14 protein-coding genes are annotated in these 18,809 nt (G+C 64.6%); 5 read left to right on the forward strand and 9 right to left on the reverse strand.

Annotation, left to right across the window (positions count from 1 at the left end):
• Window positions 1-10: 10 nt before the first annotated feature.
• Window positions 11-1,414, forward strand: a complete 1,404-nt coding sequence (locus OX462_RS01485; RefSeq protein ID WP_409027614.1) for a cytochrome c — start codon at window positions 11-13, stop codon at window positions 1,412-1,414.
• 71 nt (window positions 1,415-1,485) lie between these two features.
• On the opposite strand, the gene OX462_RS01490 is transcribed toward OX462_RS01485, so the two are convergent.
• The 9 genes from OX462_RS01490 to OX462_RS01530 all read right to left on the reverse strand — a co-directional run bounded on the left by OX462_RS01490 (window position 1,486) and on the right by OX462_RS01530 (window position 10,175).
• Window positions 1,486-2,631: a D-alanyl-D-alanine carboxypeptidase family protein gene (locus OX462_RS01490; protein ID WP_070224754.1), complete on the reverse strand. Its 1,146-nt coding sequence runs from the start codon at window positions 2,629-2,631 to the stop codon at window positions 1,486-1,488.
• A 113-nt stretch (window positions 2,632-2,744) separates the two neighbouring features.
• Window positions 2,745-3,398, reverse strand: coding sequence for an alpha/beta hydrolase (locus OX462_RS01495; protein WP_070224815.1), 654 nt, complete (start codon window positions 3,396-3,398; stop codon window positions 2,745-2,747).
• A 35-nt stretch (window positions 3,399-3,433) separates the two neighbouring features.
• Window positions 3,434-3,751, reverse strand: coding sequence for a (2Fe-2S) ferredoxin domain-containing protein (locus tag OX462_RS01500; protein ID WP_034781335.1), 318 nt, complete (start codon window positions 3,749-3,751; stop codon window positions 3,434-3,436).
• Between the two features lie 40 nt (window positions 3,752-3,791).
• Window positions 3,792-4,979, reverse strand: coding sequence for a VanZ family protein (locus OX462_RS01505; protein WP_070224753.1), 1,188 nt, complete (start codon window positions 4,977-4,979; stop codon window positions 3,792-3,794).
• Window positions 4,976-5,590, reverse strand: coding sequence for an ABC-type transport auxiliary lipoprotein family protein (locus OX462_RS01510; RefSeq protein WP_070224752.1), 615 nt, complete (start codon window positions 5,588-5,590; stop codon window positions 4,976-4,978). The genes OX462_RS01505 and OX462_RS01510 overlap by 4 nt, the downstream gene beginning before the upstream one ends.
• A 12-nt stretch (window positions 5,591-5,602) precedes the next feature.
• Window positions 5,603-6,562 carry an MlaD family protein gene (locus tag OX462_RS01515; protein ID WP_070224751.1) on the reverse strand — a complete coding sequence of 320 codons (960 nt, stop codon included), beginning with the start codon at window positions 6,560-6,562 and terminating at the stop codon, window positions 5,603-5,605.
• On the reverse strand, window positions 6,562-7,464 hold the full coding sequence (locus OX462_RS01520; RefSeq protein WP_409027615.1) for an ABC transporter ATP-binding protein: 903 nt from the start codon (window positions 7,462-7,464) through the stop codon (window positions 6,562-6,564). The genes OX462_RS01515 and OX462_RS01520 overlap by 1 nt, the downstream gene beginning before the upstream one ends.
• On the reverse strand, window positions 7,464-8,597 hold the full coding sequence (locus tag OX462_RS01525) for an MlaE family ABC transporter permease (protein WP_070224749.1): 1,134 nt from the start codon (window positions 8,595-8,597) through the stop codon (window positions 7,464-7,466). The genes OX462_RS01520 and OX462_RS01525 overlap by 1 nt, the downstream gene beginning before the upstream one ends.
• 57 nt (window positions 8,598-8,654) lie before the next feature.
• The gene (locus OX462_RS01530; RefSeq protein WP_409027616.1) at window positions 8,655-10,175 is read right to left on the reverse strand and encodes a B12-binding domain-containing radical SAM protein; all 1,521 of its coding nucleotides are present in this window, start codon (window positions 10,173-10,175) and stop codon (window positions 8,655-8,657) included.
• 135 nt (window positions 10,176-10,310) lie between these two features.
• On the opposite strand from OX462_RS01530, the gene OX462_RS01535 reads away from it, so the two are divergent.
• Genes OX462_RS01535 through OX462_RS01550 form a run of 4 tightly spaced genes read left to right on the forward strand, consistent with a single transcriptional unit; the run spans window position 10,311 to window position 18,806 of the window.
• Window positions 10,311-11,927 (forward strand): DUF2138 family protein, encoded by a 1,617-nt coding sequence (locus OX462_RS01535; protein WP_409027617.1) that lies wholly within the window; start codon window positions 10,311-10,313, stop codon window positions 11,925-11,927.
• Complete coding sequence (locus OX462_RS01540; RefSeq protein WP_409027618.1) at window positions 11,924-12,586, forward strand: DUF1175 family protein; 663 nt, start codon at window positions 11,924-11,926, stop codon at window positions 12,584-12,586. Before OX462_RS01535 ends, OX462_RS01540 begins: the two co-directional genes overlap by 4 nt.
• Window positions 12,583-17,124: an alpha-2-macroglobulin family protein gene (locus tag OX462_RS01545; protein ID WP_409027619.1), complete on the forward strand. Its 4,542-nt coding sequence runs from the start codon at window positions 12,583-12,585 to the stop codon at window positions 17,122-17,124. The genes OX462_RS01540 and OX462_RS01545 overlap by 4 nt, the downstream gene beginning before the upstream one ends.
• Complete coding sequence (locus OX462_RS01550) at window positions 17,124-18,806, forward strand: DUF2300 domain-containing protein (RefSeq protein WP_409028715.1); 1,683 nt, start codon at window positions 17,124-17,126, stop codon at window positions 18,804-18,806. Before OX462_RS01545 ends, OX462_RS01550 begins: the two co-directional genes overlap by 1 nt.
• Window positions 18,807-18,809 lie beyond the last annotated feature (3 nt).

Genomic DNA, 18,809 nt, shown 5'->3' on the forward strand with positions numbered 1-18,809 from the left:
GAACAAGAAGATGAACAACACATTCACCCATACCGTGGGCGCGCTGCTGCTGGCGCTCGCCGCCAGTACCCCCAGCACCGTCCTGTCTGCCACCACGGCCGCCACCGTCCCGAACGCCCAGCTGATACGCCAGGGCGAATACCTGGCCCGCGCCGGCGACTGCATCGCCTGCCACACGGCCGGCATGCAGGGTAAACCGTTCGCCGGCGGCCTCGGCATGGAAACGCCGATCGGCAAGGTGTATTCCACCAACATCACGCCCGATAAAAAGGCCGGTATCGGCGACTGGAGCTTTGCCGATTTCGACAAGCTGATGCGCACCGGCGTGACGAAACACGGCTACACCGTGTATCCGGCCATGCCGTATCCGTCATACTCGCGCCTGAGCGAAGCGGACATGCAGGCGCTGTACGCCTACTTCATGCATGGCGTGAAGGCGGACCCGACGCCGAACAAGGCGGCGGACATTCCATGGCCCCTGTCGATGCGTTTCCCGCTGACCATCTGGCGCTGGGCGTTTGCCCCCACGCCGCAGCCGTATAAAACGCCGGTCACGGGCGATGCGCAATTGCTGCGCGGCGCCTACCTGGTGCAGGGCCTGGGCCACTGCGGCGCCTGCCACACGGCGCGCGGCGTGGGAATGCAGGAAAAATCGCTGACGGATGAGGGCAACACCACCTTCCTGGCCGGTGGCGGCGTGATCGACGGCTGGTCCGTGCCTTCGCTGCGCAATGAACATGGCGGCGGCCTGGCGCGCTGGAGCGCAGCCGAGATCGCCGAATTCCTGAAGACGGGCCGCAACAGCCACACGGCCTCGTTTGGCGCCATGAACGACGTGGTGGCCCATTCCATGCAGCACATGACGGATGGCGACCTGGCGGCGATGGCGAAATACCTGAAATCGTTGCCGCCGTCGAACCCGGTCACGCCCGCTTTCGTGGCGGACGACAAGCTGGGCAAGCAGTTGTTCAGCGGCATCGTCAATTCCAAGGGCGCGCAACTGTACCTGGACCGCTGCGCCGGTTGCCACCGTTCCGACGGCAAGGGCTACGACAAGGCTTTCCCTGCGCTGGCCGGTAACGCCGTGCTGCAGACCAACGATCCGACCTCGGCCATCAATATCGTGCTGTCGGGCGGCGCCGTGCCGGCCACGCGCACGGCGCCGTCGGCGCTGACGATGGCGCCGTATGCCGACATCTTCAATGATGAGCAAACTGCGCAAGTGGTGACCTTCATCCAGACCAGCTGGGGCAACCGCGGCACGCCCGTGACGGCGGCGCAGGTGGCCAAGGTGCGCAAGCTGTCCGTGCCGGTGCAAGCGTCGCAGACGGAAGCGACGTTTGCGGCAGGCCGTCACGGTACGTTCCCGCCCGTGCCGCGTGCGCCGCACCTGAAGGATGCGCCTGCGAAGTAAGCTGACGTAACGCAAGACGAAAAAAATGCCCGCAGCATCTGCGGGCATTTTTTATGGGGAATGCTGACGGCTTATTTCATCCACAGGCGCATCGAATCCCAGGCGCGGCCGAAGATCGTTGCCTGGTTGATCGGTTCCAGCGCCACGACAGGCAGTTCCAGCAGGACCTTGTCGTCGACCATCATTTTCAGCTTGCCGACAGGGGCGTTTTCAGCCAATGGCGCCACCAGCGGGTCCTTGCGTTCCAGCACAGGTTTCATCTTGGCCGCCGTGCCTTTTGGTACGGTGACGAGCACATCGCGGGCGAAACCGATTTTCACGGTGCCTTTCGAGCCCTTCCACACTTCCGGCGTGGCCACGGCCTGGCCTTTCGAGTACAGCTTGACCGTATCGAAGTTCTGGAAGCCCCAGTTCAGCAGCTTCTGGCTTTCCTGCGTGCGGGCCTGGTCGGACGAGGTGCCCAGCACCACGGAGATCAAACGGCGCTCGCCGGTGCCGCCCGGACGGCGGGCCGAGGCGATCATGCAATAGCCGGCCGCTTCCGTGTGGCCCGTCTTCATGCCGTCGACGGTCGGGTCCAGCCACAGCAGGCGGTTGCGGTTAGGCTGGGTGATCTTGTTGTAGGTAAAACTTTTGATGGAATCGATTTTGTAGAATTCCGGATAGTCGGCGATCACGCGCTTGGCCAGCACGGACAAGTCTTGCGCCGTGGAATAGTTCTCGGGGCTAGGCAAGCCATGCGGATTGGCAAAACGCGTGTTTTTCAGACCCATGCGCTGGGCTTCGCGGTTCATCAGCACGACGAAGGTGCCTTCATCGCCGGCGACGGCTTCGGCCAGTGCCACGGCAGCGTCGTTACCCGATTGAATCATCAGGCCGTGCAGCAAGTCGTCGATCGACACGGGCGTGGCCGGGTCGATGAACATCTTCGAGCTGCTCGAATCGACTTTCCATGCGCGCACGGACACGTTCACTTTCTGGTCCAGCGCCAGCTTCTTTTCGCGGATGGCGGCAAACGTCAGGTAGGCCGTCATGATCTTGGTCAACGAGGCCGGCTCGATGCGCGCGTCCGGATCTTGCGAAGCAATGATCTGGCCACTGGTGGCGTCAAGCAGCAGCCAGGACTTGGCGGCGATGGTTGGGGCTGGAACGGTTTGCGCGTAGGCGGCGGATAGGAAAAGTACACTGGAGGCCAGTGCCGCTAAAAGTTTTTTCATGGAGGCTGGTCTGCGAAAAAGATGAAGGCTGAGGGCCACGCAGTTGCTGCGTACGTGGCCGCGTGGAAAAAACGGATCAATTATAGCCGTGGAGGCGCTAGTAAGCCCACACTTCAATGATCATCTGCTGCGATTGCGGGTTTGTCACCATGCCACAGCGCAATCACGAGGTTCTTGATGTGGTTGAGCTTGCGGTGGAAAAAGTGGTCGGCGCCGGGGATTACGATCACGGGAATGTCTTGTGGACGGGCCCAGTCGAAGACGGCGGACAGGGGAATCGTGTCGTCCAGTTCGCCGTGGATCAAAATGGTGTCGGCCGGAATGTCGGCCATGGCCCATTTGCCGGCCGCGCTGCCGATCAGCGCCAGGCGCTCGGCGGGCGTGCCGGCGGCGGCCAGGCGTTCCTGCAGTTTCGATTGCACGTAGGTGCCGAACGAGAAGCCGGACAAGGCCACGGGCAAGCCCGGGTACAGGCCGACCATGTGTTCGTATAACAGTTGCATGTCGTCCGTCTCGCCCGCGCCATGGTCATGTACGCCTTCGGAGGCGCCCACGCCGCGGAAGTTGATGCGCGCCACCACGTAACCGAGGGCGACAAACGCGCGCGCCAGGGTTTGCGTGACCTTGTTATCCATCGTGCCGCCGTACAGCGGGTGCGGATGGGCAACGAGGGCGATGCCGCGCGGAGTGTCTGCCGGGAAATCGAGCAAGCCTTCCATGCTGCCTGCATGGCCGGCGAGGGTAAATTTTTCCGAGTTTCTGTTCATGATGCTCATACTGGTGGCTATCTCTTAAATTGGCATTAAATCTTCAGGCGCTCGACTATTTTTCCACCCACCAGGTGGGTATCGATGATTTCATCGATATCGCTGGTGTCGACATAGGTGTACCAGGTCGCTTCCGGGTAGATCACCAGCAGCGGGCCTTCCTCGCAGCGGTCCATGCAGCCGGCCTGGTTGATGCGGATCTTGCCCGCGCCGTTCATGTCGAGTTCCTTGATGCGGCGCTTGCAATGCTTTTGCGCCGCTTCCGCGCCATGGTCGCCGCAGCTGTTGCGGCCGTCTTCACGTTTGTTCATGCAGAAAAAAACGTGGCGTTCAAAATACGGTGCGTCGCTCATACTATGCTCCTGCTGATTCATCAATGCGCCATGATAGCGCTTATGGGTGGTCTTCGCGACGCTGGCGCTGCACATCGTCCTGCCGGTTCAGGCGGTGCGAGGGCAGGCACAGGAACCACAGGGCCACGAAGGGCCACAGCAAGGCGAGAAATTGCGCCGCGCCATTAAAGTTCAGGAACTTGCCTTGTACCCAGCCTTGCAAGGTTGACATGAAATACGGGTTGATCGGCGTCGTATTCACCATCACCAGGCTCAGCAGCAAGGTGGCGGCCGCGATGCGGCGCTGCGCCACATGCGGCGCGAAGGCCAGGCCGCCCAGCATGATCAGGCCGATCAAGAAGCCGCCCTGGGCGCCCGGCGTGATCCAGACGAAGGCGTTTTCCGGTGAAAACAGCAGCGCGCTGGCCATCGAACGCACGGTCAGGGCGGCGGCGATCAGGGTCAGCATCAGGATGGCGCGCGGCGCGGCGCGGCGCAGCAGGCACAGCAAGGTGAGCACGGCGCCCGTCATGCCGCAAGCCGTGATGATGGTTTCCGAAAGCCAATATTGCTCAACCGTTAAGACCACGTCGGGACGCAGATACGTGGCCAGGTCGATGTCGACGCCCGCCAGCTGCGACAGCCAGTCCGACAGGATGGGCAGCAGCTGGCCCAGGCCGAACAGATAGCCTTGCGGATAAATCTGCGCCAGCGGCCACAGGGCCACCAGCACCAGGCCCTGGCTGGCGTGCTGGGCAAACCAGCGCTGGCGCAAGCGGTACAAATGGCTGTGGTCGAGCAGCTTGCGCGCCGTCAGGGCGCCGATGATGGAACCGATGCAGCAGCCGGCCGCATTCGTATAGAAATCGAGATTCGACGATACGCGGCTGGGCAGATAGGTTTGCACGGCTTCCATACTGCCGGAAATCAACATGCCGCACAGGCTGGCGACGATAACGGCAAAGAAACCCGTGATCCTTGGAAACAGCGAATACACGATCAGCGCGCCCAGCGGGATGTAGCCGACGATATTCACGCCGACATCGAAGCCCGTCCAGTAACGGGGCATGCGCGTGTTTTCCAGGAAAGTCAGCGGCGACAGGCCATTGCTGTGCCAGCCCGTGAACGGAAACCAGCTCGCGTAGACGATCAGGAAGACGTAGGCGAGCAGGGTCGCGCGCGACACGGGCGAGGAACGGACGGGCGGCAGCGGCGCCGCCGGGCTGGCGGGGGATGCGGGGTCGGTCATTCTTTCGGAATATTCAGCGTGCCCAGCCAGGTGAGCAGGTCGGCGGCGATGGCATCCGAGGCCGCCGCCAGCGCCTGCGCGCCGCCTTGCGCATCGGCGCTGCCGGCCGGACCGCTACGGCTGAAGGTTTTCTGGTCGATCAGGCGGTGGCCGCGGAACAGCGAGGCGCGCAGCGACACATGGCCGCTGCTTTGCGTCTGCGTGTCAAACGCTTGCGAAAAATCATCGACGTCGATGCGCAGCAGCGGGATGCCGGCGGCCGCGTCCGTGGTCGACAGCACTTTCACGCCGCTTTGCGCCACGCGCGTTTTCAGGCGCTGGCTCAGCAGTTGCAGCGGCGGCGTGTTCCAGCGGTTGTAGGCGTACGGCCGCGATTGCTGCGCATCGGCGTACAGCAGGCGGTAATACATGCGCTGGCTGTCCAGCCACGAAGGGCCGTTGGCGTCGGCGATCACCAGCACGGGCACGGCTGGCGCGGCAGCCGGTGCCGCTGCCTGCGGTGCGGCCGGGCCGAAATCATAGAACGTGGGCACGGGGCCGCGGCTGGCGCAGCCGCCCAGCAAAAAAGCGCCGGCGACGATGAGTGCGGTGAGATGGCGAGGAATAGGCATGCGGTGTTCTCCTTATTTGCCGGGCGCCGAAAAACCGGGCTCGCCCGGGCCGGGCGGGATGTCTGGGGCGCCGAACAGGATGCTCTGCGGCTGTTCATTGAGCGTGCTCATGGTGGTTTTCAGGGCGCGCATCGAGGAGCGCGCCTCGCCGCTCAGCTCGATTACCTGCGGCAAGACTTCCAGGGACACGCCATTGGCCACCGTTTCCACGGAATTGCCGACCCGGTCGACCGTGCCATTGACCTTGTCGAGCACGCCGCCGGGCGCCTGGATGTCGCTGCCGAGCTTTTTCCACGTGGCCGTCAGGTCCGACACGTTCTTGCTGGCCGTGCTGACGGCCGTCAAGGTTTGCCGCGTCTGTTCCGTCAGTTGCGGCAATTGCGTCAGGGTCGGTTCCAGCTGCTGCGGGATGGCGCCAAAGGCCTTGGCCGCCTTGCCCACTTCAGTGAAGGCGCCCAGCATGGCCGCCTGGTTGTCGGGGCTGAGCAAATTATTCACTTTATTGGTGATCTGCTCGGCCTGGTCGAGGATGCGCTTGCCCCGTTTTTCCAGCTGGTCGAGCAAGCCCGCGCGCAGGGGGATCAGCGACGGCTTGTCCTTGCTGGTGCCCAGCAGTGTCGAGCCCACGTGCTCGTCGTCGAGCTGGATGTAGGCGATGCCCGTCACGCCCTGGTAGCCCAGGGTGGCAAAGGTGGTATTCGTGACGGGGGTATCGGGCGCCACGCTGATGTGCACGAGGATTTGCCCCGCCTTTTGCGTGTCGAAGTCGATGGCGTCGACCTTGCCCACTTCTAGGCCCCGGTAGCGCACGGTCGCCTGCGGGTTCAGGCCCGGCACGGACAGGGTGGTGGCGAGCAAATACGGGACTCTTTCCACGCGGTCGCGGTTGAACCAGACGCCGAACAGGATGGCGGCCACCAGCAAGGTCAGTGTAAAAAATCCCGTCATCAGGGCATGTGATCTGTTTTCCATTACTTCTCCGCTTTCTTGTCTGTGCCGGCGTCGTCGCCTGGCTGCGCCGCCTTGTCCGCCGCCTGTTTTTCATCGAGGACGGCCAGCGCGCGCTTGCCGCGGTCGCCGAGGAAAAATTGCTTGATGAACGGGTGGTCCACTTCGATCACCTCGCGCGTGGGGCCGATGGCGATCACGTGTTTTTCCGCCAGCACGGCGATACGCGTGGACAGGGCGAACAAAGTGTCGAGGTCATGCGTGACCATGACCACCGTCAAGCCCAGTTCGCGGTGCAGCGACTGGATCAGGGCGACAAAACTTTCCGACAAGTCCGGGTCCAGGCCCGCCGTCGGTTCGTCGAGGAACAGCAGCTTCGGTTCCAGCGCCAGGGCACGCGCCAGGGCCACGCGCTTGATCATGCCGCCAGACAAGTCCGACGGCATTTTCAGCGCATGTTCCGGACCCAGGCCCACCATGTTCATCTTTAATAATACCGCGTCGTGCACCAGCGCTTCGGGCAGCACGCGCAATTCGCGCATGGGCTGGGCCACGTTGTCGAACACGGTCAGGGCCGAATACAGCGCGCCTTGCTGGAACAGCATGCCCCAGTGGTTGCGCAACTGCTGCAGCTGGTCGGAACTTGCCTTGTTGATATCTTCGCCAAAGACTTTGACGCAGCCGCGCGCCGGATGTTCCAGGCCCAGCATCTGGCGCAGCAGCACCGTCTTGCCCGTGCCGGAACCGCCCACGATGGAAAGGATTTCGCCCCGCTCGATTTCCAGGTTCAAGTCCTGGTGCACGACGGTGCGGCCGAACTTGGTCCACAGATTGGTGATTTCCACCACGGGCGCGTCGCCATGCAGATCGAACTGGCCGTTCTGGCCCTCGCTCGCCTTGCAGGCGATATCGGTGTCGTTCGCCATCAGTAGCCCACTCCATTGAAGACGATGGCGAACACGGCGTCGGCCAGGATCACCACGGTGATGGCCGTGACGACGGCGGTGGTGGTGCCGCGCCCCAGGCTTTCCGTATTGGCCTTGATGCGCAGGCCGAAGTGGCAGGAGACGAGGGCGATCAGCATGCCGAAGATCACGCCCTTGCCCAGGCCGATCATGTAGTTGGCCAGCGGCACGGCATCGGGCAGCTTCTGGATGAAGTAGCGCGCCGACAGGTTCAGTTCCACCTTGGCCGCCACCATGCCGCCGATCAGCGCGGCCGTATCCGTCCAGATGACGAGCAGGGGCATGGAAATGGCCAGCGCCAGCACTTTCGGCATGATCAGGCGGAAACCGTGCGAAATGCCCATCACCAGCATGGCGTCGAGCTCTTCCGTGACGCGCATGACGCCCAGCTGCGCCGTGATGGACGAGCCGGAGCGGCCGGCCACGAGAATGGCAGCCAGGAGCGGCCCCAGTTCGCGGATGACGCTCATGCCCAGCAGGTTGACCAGGTAGATATCGCCGCCAAAGGCGCGCAGTTGCTGCGCAGAAAGATAGGACAGCACGACGCCGATCAGAAAGCCGACCAGGGCCGTGATGCCCAGCGCCTGGAAGCCCGCATGGAAGATATTGGCGGAAATTTCACGCCACGGCCCGCGCATGGGATGGCGCGCGAAGCGGCCGATATCCTGCGTCACCTGGCCGACAAGGGCAATAAAGCCCTTCAAATGTTCGAAAAACAGCAAAATGGCCATGCCCAGCTTCATCACGGGCGTGAGGCGGTTGGCGCGCGAGGGCGGCGTTTGCAGCGGCCCCGTCTCTTCGATGCGCCGGAAAAACTCTTCCTGCGACGGCGCCAGGGTCAGTTGCGCGGGGCGCTGCTTGCCCCAGGCATTCCAGAACAGCTGGGCGCCGATATGGTCCATGCTGTCGATGGCCGACAAATCCCATTGCGCCTTGGCATCGCCCTGCAGGGGCTTGAGCTGGGCCTCGATGGCCTTGATGGCATTGTCATGCGCCAGCGCGTGCACCTGCCAGGTGCCGCTGGCAGTGACAAGGGCTCCCTGTTGGGAGCTGGTCTGGGAGAGGGTCAGTTTCGGCGATTGTACAGTCGGCATCGTGCCAGTTTAAGGGAGAATGGCGCAGACCGCCACCGCTGTTCAATCGCCCGCCCCTCAGGACGCCAGGTGGCGCGCCTGCCGCTGCGGCAGGGCGACGTCCGGGCGCACCTTGGCGTTGCTAGTACTCACTTCGCTTGGCTTGGCATGTGCGGCCGCCTGCGCGCCGCCCGCATAGTCGCTGGCCAGCAGGGCGTTGGCCTCGGCCGCGCTCATGCCGCGCGTCTGCAGCCATTGCGCCACCAGCTTGGCCAGGCGTTCCATGGCGATGCGGTGGGTGGCGTCCGTGTGGGCGTACAGCCAGTTCGAAAAGTCCATGAAGTTTTCAAACGGCGCATCGCCCAGCATCCATTGCACGGTATTGGCGAAGCGGCCCGAGTTGGCCACCAGGTCCCAGTAGCGGGCGAAGCGCACGAGGCGCTGCATGCTCATGAAATCGAGCTGTTTATTGGCCAGGATGGTGTACGGCGGGTGCGGGTCGAACACCATGCCATAGTTTTCCGTATGCCGGATGATGGGCGTGCCGCGCAGCCGCTTCAAGATGCCGAACTGGATTTCATGCGGTTTCAGGGCCACCAGCTTGTTGAAGCCGGCCGCGAAGCTCGCTTCATCCTCGCCCGGCAAGCCGGCGATCAGGTCCACATGCAAGTGGGCGTTCGATTCTTCGCACAGCCAGCGGATGTTGTCGGCCGCCTTTTGGTTGTCCTGCTTGCGGCTGACCAGCGATTGCACGTCCGGATTGAAACTCTGGATGCCGATCTCGAACTGCAGCGCGCCGGGCGGGAATTTGCTGATGCCTTCTTTCAAGGCGTCGGGCAAGTGGTCGGGCACCAGCTCGAAGTGGGCGTAGATGGGATCGTCCGGATTCGCCTCGATCTTATCTAAGAAGAACTGCATGATCTTCAAACTGGTCTTGATGTTCAGGTTGAAGGTGCGGTCGACGAACTTGAACAGGCGCGCGCCGCGCGCATGCAGCGACTCCATCTCGGCCAGGAAGTTCTCCAGGGCGAAGGGCCAGGCCGTCTTGTCCAGCGCCGACAGGCAGAATTCGCACTTGAACGGGCAGCCGCGCGACGCTTCCACGTAAATCGTGCGGTGGCGGATATCGTCGTCTGTATACAAGGAGTAGGGCAGCTGCAGTTCCGCCAGCGGCGCTTGCACGCCCGCATGGATCTTCATCAGCGGCTTCGGGCCGTTGAGGATCTCGCCGCACAGCTTGGGAAAGGTGACATCGCCCCAGCCCGTGATCAGGTAATCGGCCAGTTTGACGATTTCCTGCTCGCCCGCCTCATGCGACACTTCCGGCCCGCCCAGCACGATGATGACTTCGGGCGCCACGCGCTTGAGCATGGCCACCAGTTTCGTCGTTTCCTCGACGTTCCAGATGTAGACGCCAAAACCGATGATACGGGGCTTGTTGACGAGGATGCGCTCGACCAGTTCCGTCGTCTTGGTGCCGATGACGAATTCCTGCAGCCGCGTCTGCGCCTGCAGCGGGCCCATATTGGCCAGCAGATAGCGCAATCCCAGCGAGGCGTGGGTATAGCGGGCGTTCAGGGTGGAGAGCAGGATGGTCATGGGAGACGATGGAAACGGCGAATCCGCTATTTTACGCTGTCGCGTCAGCTGTGCGCTGCGGCTGCCAATGCCATGTTACCATTTGTCAACAATTACTAACTTGTCAATGCTGCGGCAGGCTAAAAGGGATACAAGGTGCTGGCGAAAAAAGTACTCAATAAAAAAGTCCTGGTCGGGGCACTGGCCGGCGTGGCGCTGGTGGCGGCCGCGCTGGTCGGTTACCGGGTGTTCGGCTGGGGCACGCTGGGGCCGGTCAACGGCCTGAAGCTGGATTTATCGCGGCCCGACGCGCTGGTCCGCACGAAAAGCCTGTCGGCCTTGCCGCGCGACCTGCTGACGGTGCCGCTGGCGCGCGACGTGCTGCGCGAGGATTTCCTGTTCTATTACGAGCAGAGCGAAGACCGGCTGGGCCTGAAGGGCAGCCTGCGCCGCATCGCCTATGAGCATGAACTGGGCTGGGGCGACCAGCTGCTGCGCATGGTGCTGGACCAGCCGGCGGAAGTGGCCCTGTGGCGCGATGCCGACGGCTCGCTCAAGCATTTCGCCATCGCCGTCTCGCGCAGCCAGCTGACGCGCCTGCTCGAGGAAGCGGGCAAGATCGCCTTGAAGGATACGCAGATGCGCGTGGCCGGCAGCTTGCGCGTCGATGGCGGCCAAGTGCCCGTGTATGCGCTGAACTATGCCTACCAGCGCACCTTGCTGTTCGCCGCGCACGGCCAGCGCCTGGTCATCCTGTCCCATCCCGGCATGCTGTACGGCGGCAGCGACGGCAAGGATGGCGATGGCACGGCCGAGAAAACCGTGGCCAGCCTGCTGGCGCCGGAGCCGGCGAAACAAAACGTCTTTCATGCGCAATTTCATCTCGATCCAGCCGCGCCCGAGGGCCACAGCATCGCCGTCAAGGCCGACTTCCTGTCGTTCGGCTACCAGCCCTTCTTTGGCTCGCTCGAAGCGCTGCGCTTCGATTTTCAACAGGGCGCCTGGCAATCGAAGGTGCTGCTCAATGCCGATAAACTGAAAAACGGTGCGTATGATAGCAGCGCCCTGTGGCCGCAGCTGCCGCATAATCCCAGCGCCTGTTTCAGCGTGCCGGTGGACTGGGCCGCGCTGCAGCCCGTGCTCAAGCGCCTGGGCAGCAAGACATCGGAGCCGGTGGTGCCGCTGGCCGGGCACTTGCAAGGCCCCGCCGCCGCCTGCTGGTACGGCAGTTCGCGCCTGCATACGCCCGTGTTTGTCGCCACGCGCAGTGCGCAGGCCGGCGACGACGCTGTCTATGGCAGCCTGTTCGCGGCGGCCATCGGCGGCAAGGACCCCGTGCGCAAGACCACGGGCAAGGATGCTAAAGGTGAGTTCGTTCGCTGGGAGCGCGGCGTCGCCACGGCCCTCGGTCAGTCCACGCCGGCGCTGGCCGTGGCCGGCAATACGGTTGTCTTCTCGGCCGACGGCAAGCTGGTGGACCAGGTGCTGGCCGTGCGCCGCAAGCAGGCACCGGCCGCCAGCGACCTGCTGCCCGATGGCGCGCACACGATCGGCCTGATCGCGCCGGCCTCGCTGGCCCGCCTGATCCAGCTGGAAGCCTTTGATACCCTGCCTGCGAATAACGAACCGGTCTTGCGCGCGGCCGCCAACGAACACCTGGTGCCGCGCCTGAACGCCCTGAAAAAATATCCGCCGCTGCGCATGGTGCTCAAGCGGCAGCCAGCCAGCGGCACGTCGTGGGAAACGCTGGAATGGCAGGAGACGGCGCGATGACGGTGTCGCATGGACGGCGCGCTGCGCTGGCGGTGTGCGTCGCTGCTGTCGCCGCACCCGCTTGGGCACTGCACGCGGCCGCCGGGGGGCAAGTGCAGCTGTCGCAAGCCCAGAGCCGCGCGTTTCAGGCCTGGATGCTGCGCATCGTCAACGCGCAGATCGAACGGGGACCGTCGCCGCGCTGGACGCACCGCGATTGCGCCGGCCTGGTGCGCTTTGCCGTCAACGAAGCGCTCACCGTGCATGACGCGAAATGGCTGCACGCGAACGGCATCGCCAGCGACCGGCGCTTGCCGCCCGAGCTGGAACTGGACGCGAACCAGGCAGCCCTGCGCAACCGCTGGGTGCAGACGGATGGCAAGGTCGGCCACTTCGTCACGGCGCTGGCGCTGGTGCAGCACAACAGCCGCTTCGTCGCCCGCGAGATCAGCCAGGCACTGCCCGGCGACCTGCTGTTTTTCGACCAGGGCGACGAACAGCACCTGATGGTCTGGATGGGCGCGCGCATCGCCTATCACACCGGCACCGTCACCCCCGACGACAATGGTCTGCGGACCGTCGATATCAAAGAACTCACGAGCTGGAAGGACACGCGGTGGCAACCTGTGGTCAACAATCCGAATTTCGCCGGCGTGTTCCGGCTGGCGTTTTTATCATGAAGCCGATTTTTGTCATGAAGCTGTTCCTTGCCAGCCTGCTGGCCTTGGTCCTCATTGGCGGCGCCTCTGCGCAGCAGCGCGAACCGAGCAACTACAGCACCTTCAAGGGCGAGCCCTTCTTTTTGCTGTCCGACGCCAGCTACGGCAGTCTGGATGAAGCGCGCGTGCGGCTCGAGGTGCCCGGGCGCGACATGGGGCGCATGAACCTGGAAGCGTATTCGGGCGCCGACATCATCGTCTACCGCGTGCCCGAGCCGATGGAATTCCTGAAAAAGCAGCGTAATCTGCACCGCATCCAGGTCGAGGGCAATTACCAGGGCGAGGGCCTGGCCAATACCTTGAGCTTTCTGTGGGGTAGCTGGTGGAAGCAGTCGCGCCTGGCCTGGCGCAAGCTGTTTTCCGGCGAAGCGCGCCTCGCGGTCACGAAAGAACAGCCGCAACTGGCGACGAAGGACGCGATCCGCAAGCCGACCGTGTTCGCCAATCATCCGCAGTACAAGCCGATCAAGGGCATGGAGCTGGTCGACAGCTTCCGCTATCCGATCTGGCAGGCCAAGGCCATCGCGCCGCCGAAAGGCGTCAAGCTCGATGGATCGAGCAGCGACTTCATCGTCGCTGGCGCCGGCAACGTGATGATCCCGCTGGGCAAACGCAAGCCGGGCCTGTACCTGGTCGAAGCGATCATCGGCGAGCACCGCGCCACCACCCTGGTGTTCGTGTCGGACACGGTGGCCGTCACCAAGGTCTCTTCCGGCCAGATGCTGGTATGGACGGCGCGGCGCGACAACAGCGCCGCCGTGGCCGGCGCCAGCGTGGCGTGGACGGACGGTACCGGCGTGCTGCAGTCGGCTGTCACCGGCGCAGACGGCGTCGCCTCGCTCGAACGCGGCAGCCCTGAACACACGTATGTGCTGGGCCAGGACGGCGCCGGCGGCGTGTTCGTGTCCGAGAATTTTTACTATGACAGCGAAATCTATAACACCAAGATTTATGCGGTGACCGACCGGCCCCTGTACCGTCCTGGCGACGAGGTCAACGTCAAGTTCCTGGGCCGCGAATTCACCTCGGCGCGCGCCTCGCAGGCAGCAAGCGCTGCACCGATCAGCTTGAGCGTGCTCAATCCGAACGGCACGCCGCTGCTGACGCAAACGCTGCAGCTGTCCGGCGATACGGGTGCCGACACGCGCTTCCGCCTGCCCACGGAAGCCACCGCCGGCGGCTATGAACTGCGCTTCAATTACAAGGATGGCGTGTATGGCGCGGCCTTCCGCGTGGCCGAATACGTCAAGCCGCATTTTGAAATCAACGTCCAGCCATCGAAACCGGAATTCAAGACGGGCGAGGCGGTCAAAGGCAGCATCGCGCTGCGCTACCCCGATGGCAAACCCGTAAAAAACGCGAAGATGACCTTGTCCTTGCGCGGCCAGCAAAACACCATGGTCGAGGGGGAGCTGCGCTACAGCGGCCTGTTCCCGGTGGCCTTGAAGACCGAGGAAGTGACGAGCGACGGCAGCGGCAATGTGGACTTCACCTTGCCGCCCGCCGCCGATCCGTCGCGCTACATCTTGACCGTGCTGGCAACCGATGGCGCGGCCTACCGCGTCAAGACGACGCGCGAGCTGATGATAGAGCGCTCGAGCAGCAGCTACCAGCTGAAAGCCGTGCGCCAGTTTTCCGATCCGGGACAAAACGTGCATTTCGATTTGCTGGCCGATGGCCAGGGCGCGGCGAAGCCCGTGCGCTGGGAGATGGTGCAGCTGGAAAAACAGAGCAAGACCGAAGGCGCCTTCGATCCGGCTGCCAAGGGCTGGGACGTGACATTCCCGGTCTCCGGCTCGTATCAGCTGGCGCTGCGCGACGAACGGGGCAACCTGCTGGCCGCCGCCAGCCACTGGGTGTCGGGTGACGGCGTGCAGACGACGCCGGGCAGCATCGAGATCGTGCTGGACCGCGCCCGCTACCGTCCGGGCGACACGGCCGAGGCCTTGATCACCTTCTCCGACAAGGTCGACCAGGCCCTGCTGACGCTCGAGCGCGACAAGGTCGAACACCATGGCTTGATGGCCGGCGCCGCTGATTGGTACCAGGCGAAGCGCGTGGCGCCGCGCCAGTGGAGAGTGCGCATCCCGGTAAAAGAAGAGCATGGCCCGAACATGACGTTCTCGGTGGCGTACACGCGCAATGGCGATTTCGTGTTCGAGAACGCCGGCCTGCAAGTGATCGAGCCGCGCATCGCGCTGCAGTTCAAGAGCGACAAGGAGGTCTACCAGCCCGGCGAAAAGGTCACGCTGGACGTCAAGGCCACGCTGGACGGCAAGCCCTTGAGCACCCTGGTGGCGCTGGGCGTGGTCGATGAAATGATCTATGTGCTGCAGCCGGAAATAGCGCCCGACATCGGCGACTTCTTCTACCATCCGCGCCGCAACAACGTGCGCACCACGGCCAGCCTGTCCTTCATCAGCTACGACATGGCGCAGGGCCGCACGGCCGGTACGCCCGCGCGCCACAACTACAACGAGCGCGGCGTCAAGGTGCTTGAACGCCCGCGCCGCGACAATATCGATACGGCCTACTGGGCGCCGTCGTTGAAGACCGACGCCAATGGCAATGCGCGCGTGAGCTTCACCATGCCTGACGCGCTGACCCGCTGGAGGATCACCGGCCGCGCGATGGATGAGCAGGGGCGCGTGGGCCAGCGCACCGCCTATCTGCGTTCCGACAAAAACTTCTATGCCAAGTGGACGGCGCCCGACTGGATGCGTGCCGGCGATGCGCCGCGCGCCTCGGTGGCCGTGTTCAACCAGACGGGCAAGGAGCAGGCGCTCGACGTCGTCCTCTCGGGCGGGGCGCAGCCGAAGACGGAAAAGCTGTCCGCCAAACCGGGCGTCAACTACGTCGAGTTCCCGCTCGCTGCAGGCGCTAGCGTGCCGCTGCGCCTGGAGCTGAAACAGAACGGCAAGCTGGTCGACGCGTTGGAGGCGGCCATGCAAACCCTGCCCGCCGCCTGGAGCAGCCCGCGTTCGCTGGTGCTGCCGCTCGATGGCGCGACCGGTGATATGCCGCTCAAGCTGCCGGCCGACGCGCGCAATCTCCGCGTCTCGTTCGCTCAAGGAGCAGCCAGCCAGTTCGCGCGCATTGCCGACGACCTGATCGATTATCCGTATGGCTGCGTCGAGCAGACGGCGAGCCGTTTGATTCCGCTGGCGCTGGCCACGCAAAGCCTGGGGCCGGACGCCGGCGCCCTGCAAACGCTGCTCACGGCGCAGCGCCTGCGCCTGGTCTCGATGGCCGGTCCGAATGCCGTCTTCGGCTGGTGGGGCAATGCCACGGCCGGCAATGCGCTGATGACGGCGTACGCTTATTACGCCGACTGGTACGCGGCGCGCGCGCTGCACATCGAACTGCCGCCCGAGCACTGGAACAAGCTGCTGGCCGTCTACAGCGAGCATGGCTTGAAGGATGCGATGGGCGACCGCGCGCTGGTGCTGTGGATGGCGCGCGAGATGGGCTTGCCCACGCAGACATTGGCAGCGGGCCTGGTCGACGACAGCGCCATCGCCGTCCTGGGCGGCAAGCCGCGCCAGGCGGGCGACAGTAGCAGCCTGCTGCTGGGCGGAGCCCTTGATCGCGAAGCGCAAGCGATGAGCCTTGGCCTGGTGGCGCTGGTCGCCAGCCAGAATGGCGTCGCCTTGCCGCATGGGCTGCAACTGCAAGTAGCCAGCGCCTGGCAGGTGTTGCGCGAGTCCAAAGCGCCGGTGGCGCAAGCCTTGCTGATGCTGGCCGGCGAAATACCGCCATCGCAGGCGGACGCGGTGCTGGCCGGCGTGCGCGCCGAGATGCCGACCCTGGACCGCGCGATGACGTTGATATGGGTGCAGAAGAAGCTGGGCGGCGTATCGTTCGGCAAGGGGCCGGCCGTCGCGCTGGACGGCGCCTGGCAAAAACGCGACAGCCGCAGCGGCCAGCCGTTGTGGCGTTGGCTTGACGCCAAGGGCATGCCTGACAAACTGCGTCTCGCCGCCCCGGCGCCGGCCGGCACGGTGGCTGTGGTGCAGTACGACAGCTATGCCGCCGAAGCGCAGACCTTGCCGGTCACCGTCGAAAGGCGCATCCTGCGCATGAAGGCGGGTAAGGGCGGCTACACGACGGAGCTGGTCAAGCCGGGCGAGGCGCTCAGCACGGACGCGCTGTACCTCGATGAAATCACCTTGAAAGCGGCACCGGGTGCGAAGCACCGCTTTGGCTTGCTGGAAGTGGCGCTGCCGCCCGGTGCCATGGTGGAATCGACGACCTGGGGCATGGTCATGGCGGGCGACAAGCCGGCCGCGCTGGAACGCGCGCGTCACACGGAGCGCCGCGACGGTTATGCCGTGCCGATCGAGCCGTTGGAAGGCGCCGTGACCGTGCGCCATTTGCTGCGCTTTGCGCAGAAGGGCAGTTATGTGCTGCCGCCGGCGCGCTTTTACCGCATGTACCAGCCGGAGCAGAAAGCGCTCGAGGGCGGCGGCAAGAGCACGCGCGCGTTGAAGGTCGAGTGATGCGTTTTGTGCGTCCAGCATTGATGGCGGCCACGCTGCTGGCCATGCCTGCCTGGTCGGCTTCATTGGACGTGGCCTGGTGGCGCGACGGCAAGATGGAGGTGCGCCAGCTGCGCCAGGGCGGCGCAGCGCCGCCGCCGTTTGACGGCGCGCGGCAAGTGCCGCTGGCCAGCCTGTGGAAGCTGTTCGTATATGTCTACGCGAGCGATAACAAGGTGGCGATGCCCGACTACCGCTGCGGCGGCCGCGATCCGGAAGAAGTATATTGCTGCGATGCGGGCCAGAGCATCGGCCACGATGCGGCGCTGGCGCAGTCCTGCGGCCCCTTCTTCTCGCCGAAGCGTCTGATGATCACGGCCGCGCCGTGGCGCCAATACTGGACCACCCGTTTAGGTAGCGCCCCGGCAGGCGACTTTGCCTGGCTGGCGGACCCCGCGCAGCTGGCGCCGGGGCGGCTGGTACGGCTGGACAGCCTGCTGCGCGCGTTGGACAGCATACCGGCCGCCAGCCGCGTGGACGCCGAGGCGGCGCTGTTGCGCGTCGTGCTCGATGGACGCGGTGCCGGCACGGCGCGTTGGTTCGGCAGCCAGCTGCGCGTGAAGACGTATTCCTGGCACGAGCAGCGCCGGGCAGATGAACGGATTGGCGGCGCGGCCGGCTGGCTGGCCGATGGCACCCCCATCTGGTTTGGCGGCGCAGGCGGCAGCAGCAATGTCTTTGAACAGTGGGCGCCCAGGCTGGCCGCCAGTCTGCCGCCAGTCGGTGCGGCCGACGATGGCGGTTGCGTGGTTGTCGATTACTTCAAGCGCTATCCGATCCGTGCCGTGCGCGGCGAGCGCGGCGTGGCCGTGCCCGGCCCGCTGAATGGCCGCTACCATGTTCGGTTCGAAAATGGCCAGAGCCTGGCCTTGCGCAGCAGCGGCGAGTTGATGCTGGTACAAGAGCAGGGAGGCCGCCCGCAATTGCGCGGCCGTTTCGGCGTCAATGAATATGTGGCGCGCGTGCTCGACCGCGAAGCGAGCGCGAATGAGCCGGAAGCGGCCAAGGCGCTGGCGATTGCCGCGCGCACGTATCTGCAGCAGAACGCGGTGACCGTGGCGGGCTGCCAGCAGATCGCCGACAGCAGCGCGACCCAGCGCGTCAGTACCAGCCCCGCCACGCCGGCGGCGCTGGCGATTGCGCGCTGGACCGACCAGCTGATCGTCGATGGCGTCACCGTGCGCTATCACAGCAACCAGTCGTCCGAGGGCACGATGGCGTGGAGCGAGGCGGTGCGGCAGGCCAGACAGGGTAAGCACTATGATGAATTGCTGGCGGCGGCCTATCCGGGCGGCGCGCTGAGCACCGTTGGCAATACCGGCGTGCGTTGCCGTCGCCTGGCGCAGAACGAGGATTGGCTGGCGCGATCCGTGCCGCGCTGGCAGCGCGTGCTGCTGCGCGAGGCCGGCTACGAGGCGCCGCCGCAAGCGCCGCTGGTCTGCGCCCTGTCCAGCGGCGCACCGTATTCGGAACAGTCGCGCAACCGCATCTTCATGCGCCCGCTGGCCACGCGCGAAGACCGGATCACCTTGGCCCATGAATATTTGCACCTTGGCCTGCGCCGCCATCCGCGCGGCCAGGACGAAGAATATGTCGAGCGGCTGGCCCGCCGGCTCGTCGACCTTAACCTGGAGGCCCTGTGAGTT

This window comes from Janthinobacterium aestuarii (assembly GCF_046113285.1).
In the GTDB taxonomy this organism is placed as follows: domain Bacteria; phylum Pseudomonadota; class Gammaproteobacteria; order Burkholderiales; family Burkholderiaceae_D; genus Janthinobacterium.

What these genes read in the sequence shown, in the direction of transcription:
- OX462_RS01505 (WP_070224753.1), bottom strand. Translation starts at nt 4,979, where the DNA reads ATGACCGACCCCGCATCCCCCGCCAGCCCGGCGGCGCCGCTGCCGCCC.
- OX462_RS01520 (WP_409027615.1), bottom strand. Translation starts at nt 7,464, where the DNA reads ATGGCGAACGACACCGATATCGCCTGCAAGGCGAGCGAGGGCCAGAAC.
- OX462_RS01510 (WP_070224752.1), bottom strand. Translation starts at nt 5,590, where the DNA reads ATGCCTATTCCTCGCCATCTCACCGCACTCATCGTCGCCGGCGCTTTT.
- OX462_RS01485 (WP_409027614.1), top strand. Translation starts at nt 11, where the DNA reads ATGAACAACACATTCACCCATACCGTGGGCGCGCTGCTGCTGGCGCTC.
- OX462_RS01530 (WP_409027616.1), bottom strand. Translation starts at nt 10,175, where the DNA reads ATGACCATCCTGCTCTCCACCCTGAACGCCCGCTATACCCACGCCTCG.
- OX462_RS01525 (WP_070224749.1), bottom strand. Translation starts at nt 8,597, where the DNA reads ATGCCGACTGTACAATCGCCGAAACTGACCCTCTCCCAGACCAGCTCC.
- OX462_RS01495 (WP_070224815.1), bottom strand. Translation starts at nt 3,398, where the DNA reads ATGAACAGAAACTCGGAAAAATTTACCCTCGCCGGCCATGCAGGCAGC.
- OX462_RS01490 (WP_070224754.1), bottom strand. Translation starts at nt 2,631, where the DNA reads ATGAAAAAACTTTTAGCGGCACTGGCCTCCAGTGTACTTTTCCTATCC.
- OX462_RS01515 (WP_070224751.1), bottom strand. Translation starts at nt 6,562, where the DNA reads ATGGAAAACAGATCACATGCCCTGATGACGGGATTTTTTACACTGACC.
- OX462_RS01545 (WP_409027619.1), top strand. Translation starts at nt 12,583, where the DNA reads ATGAAGCCGATTTTTGTCATGAAGCTGTTCCTTGCCAGCCTGCTGGCC.
- OX462_RS01540 (WP_409027618.1), top strand. Translation starts at nt 11,924, where the DNA reads ATGACGGTGTCGCATGGACGGCGCGCTGCGCTGGCGGTGTGCGTCGCT.
- OX462_RS01550 (WP_409028715.1), top strand. Translation starts at nt 17,124, where the DNA reads ATGCGTTTTGTGCGTCCAGCATTGATGGCGGCCACGCTGCTGGCCATG.
- OX462_RS01500 (WP_034781335.1), bottom strand. Translation starts at nt 3,751, where the DNA reads ATGAGCGACGCACCGTATTTTGAACGCCACGTTTTTTTCTGCATGAAC.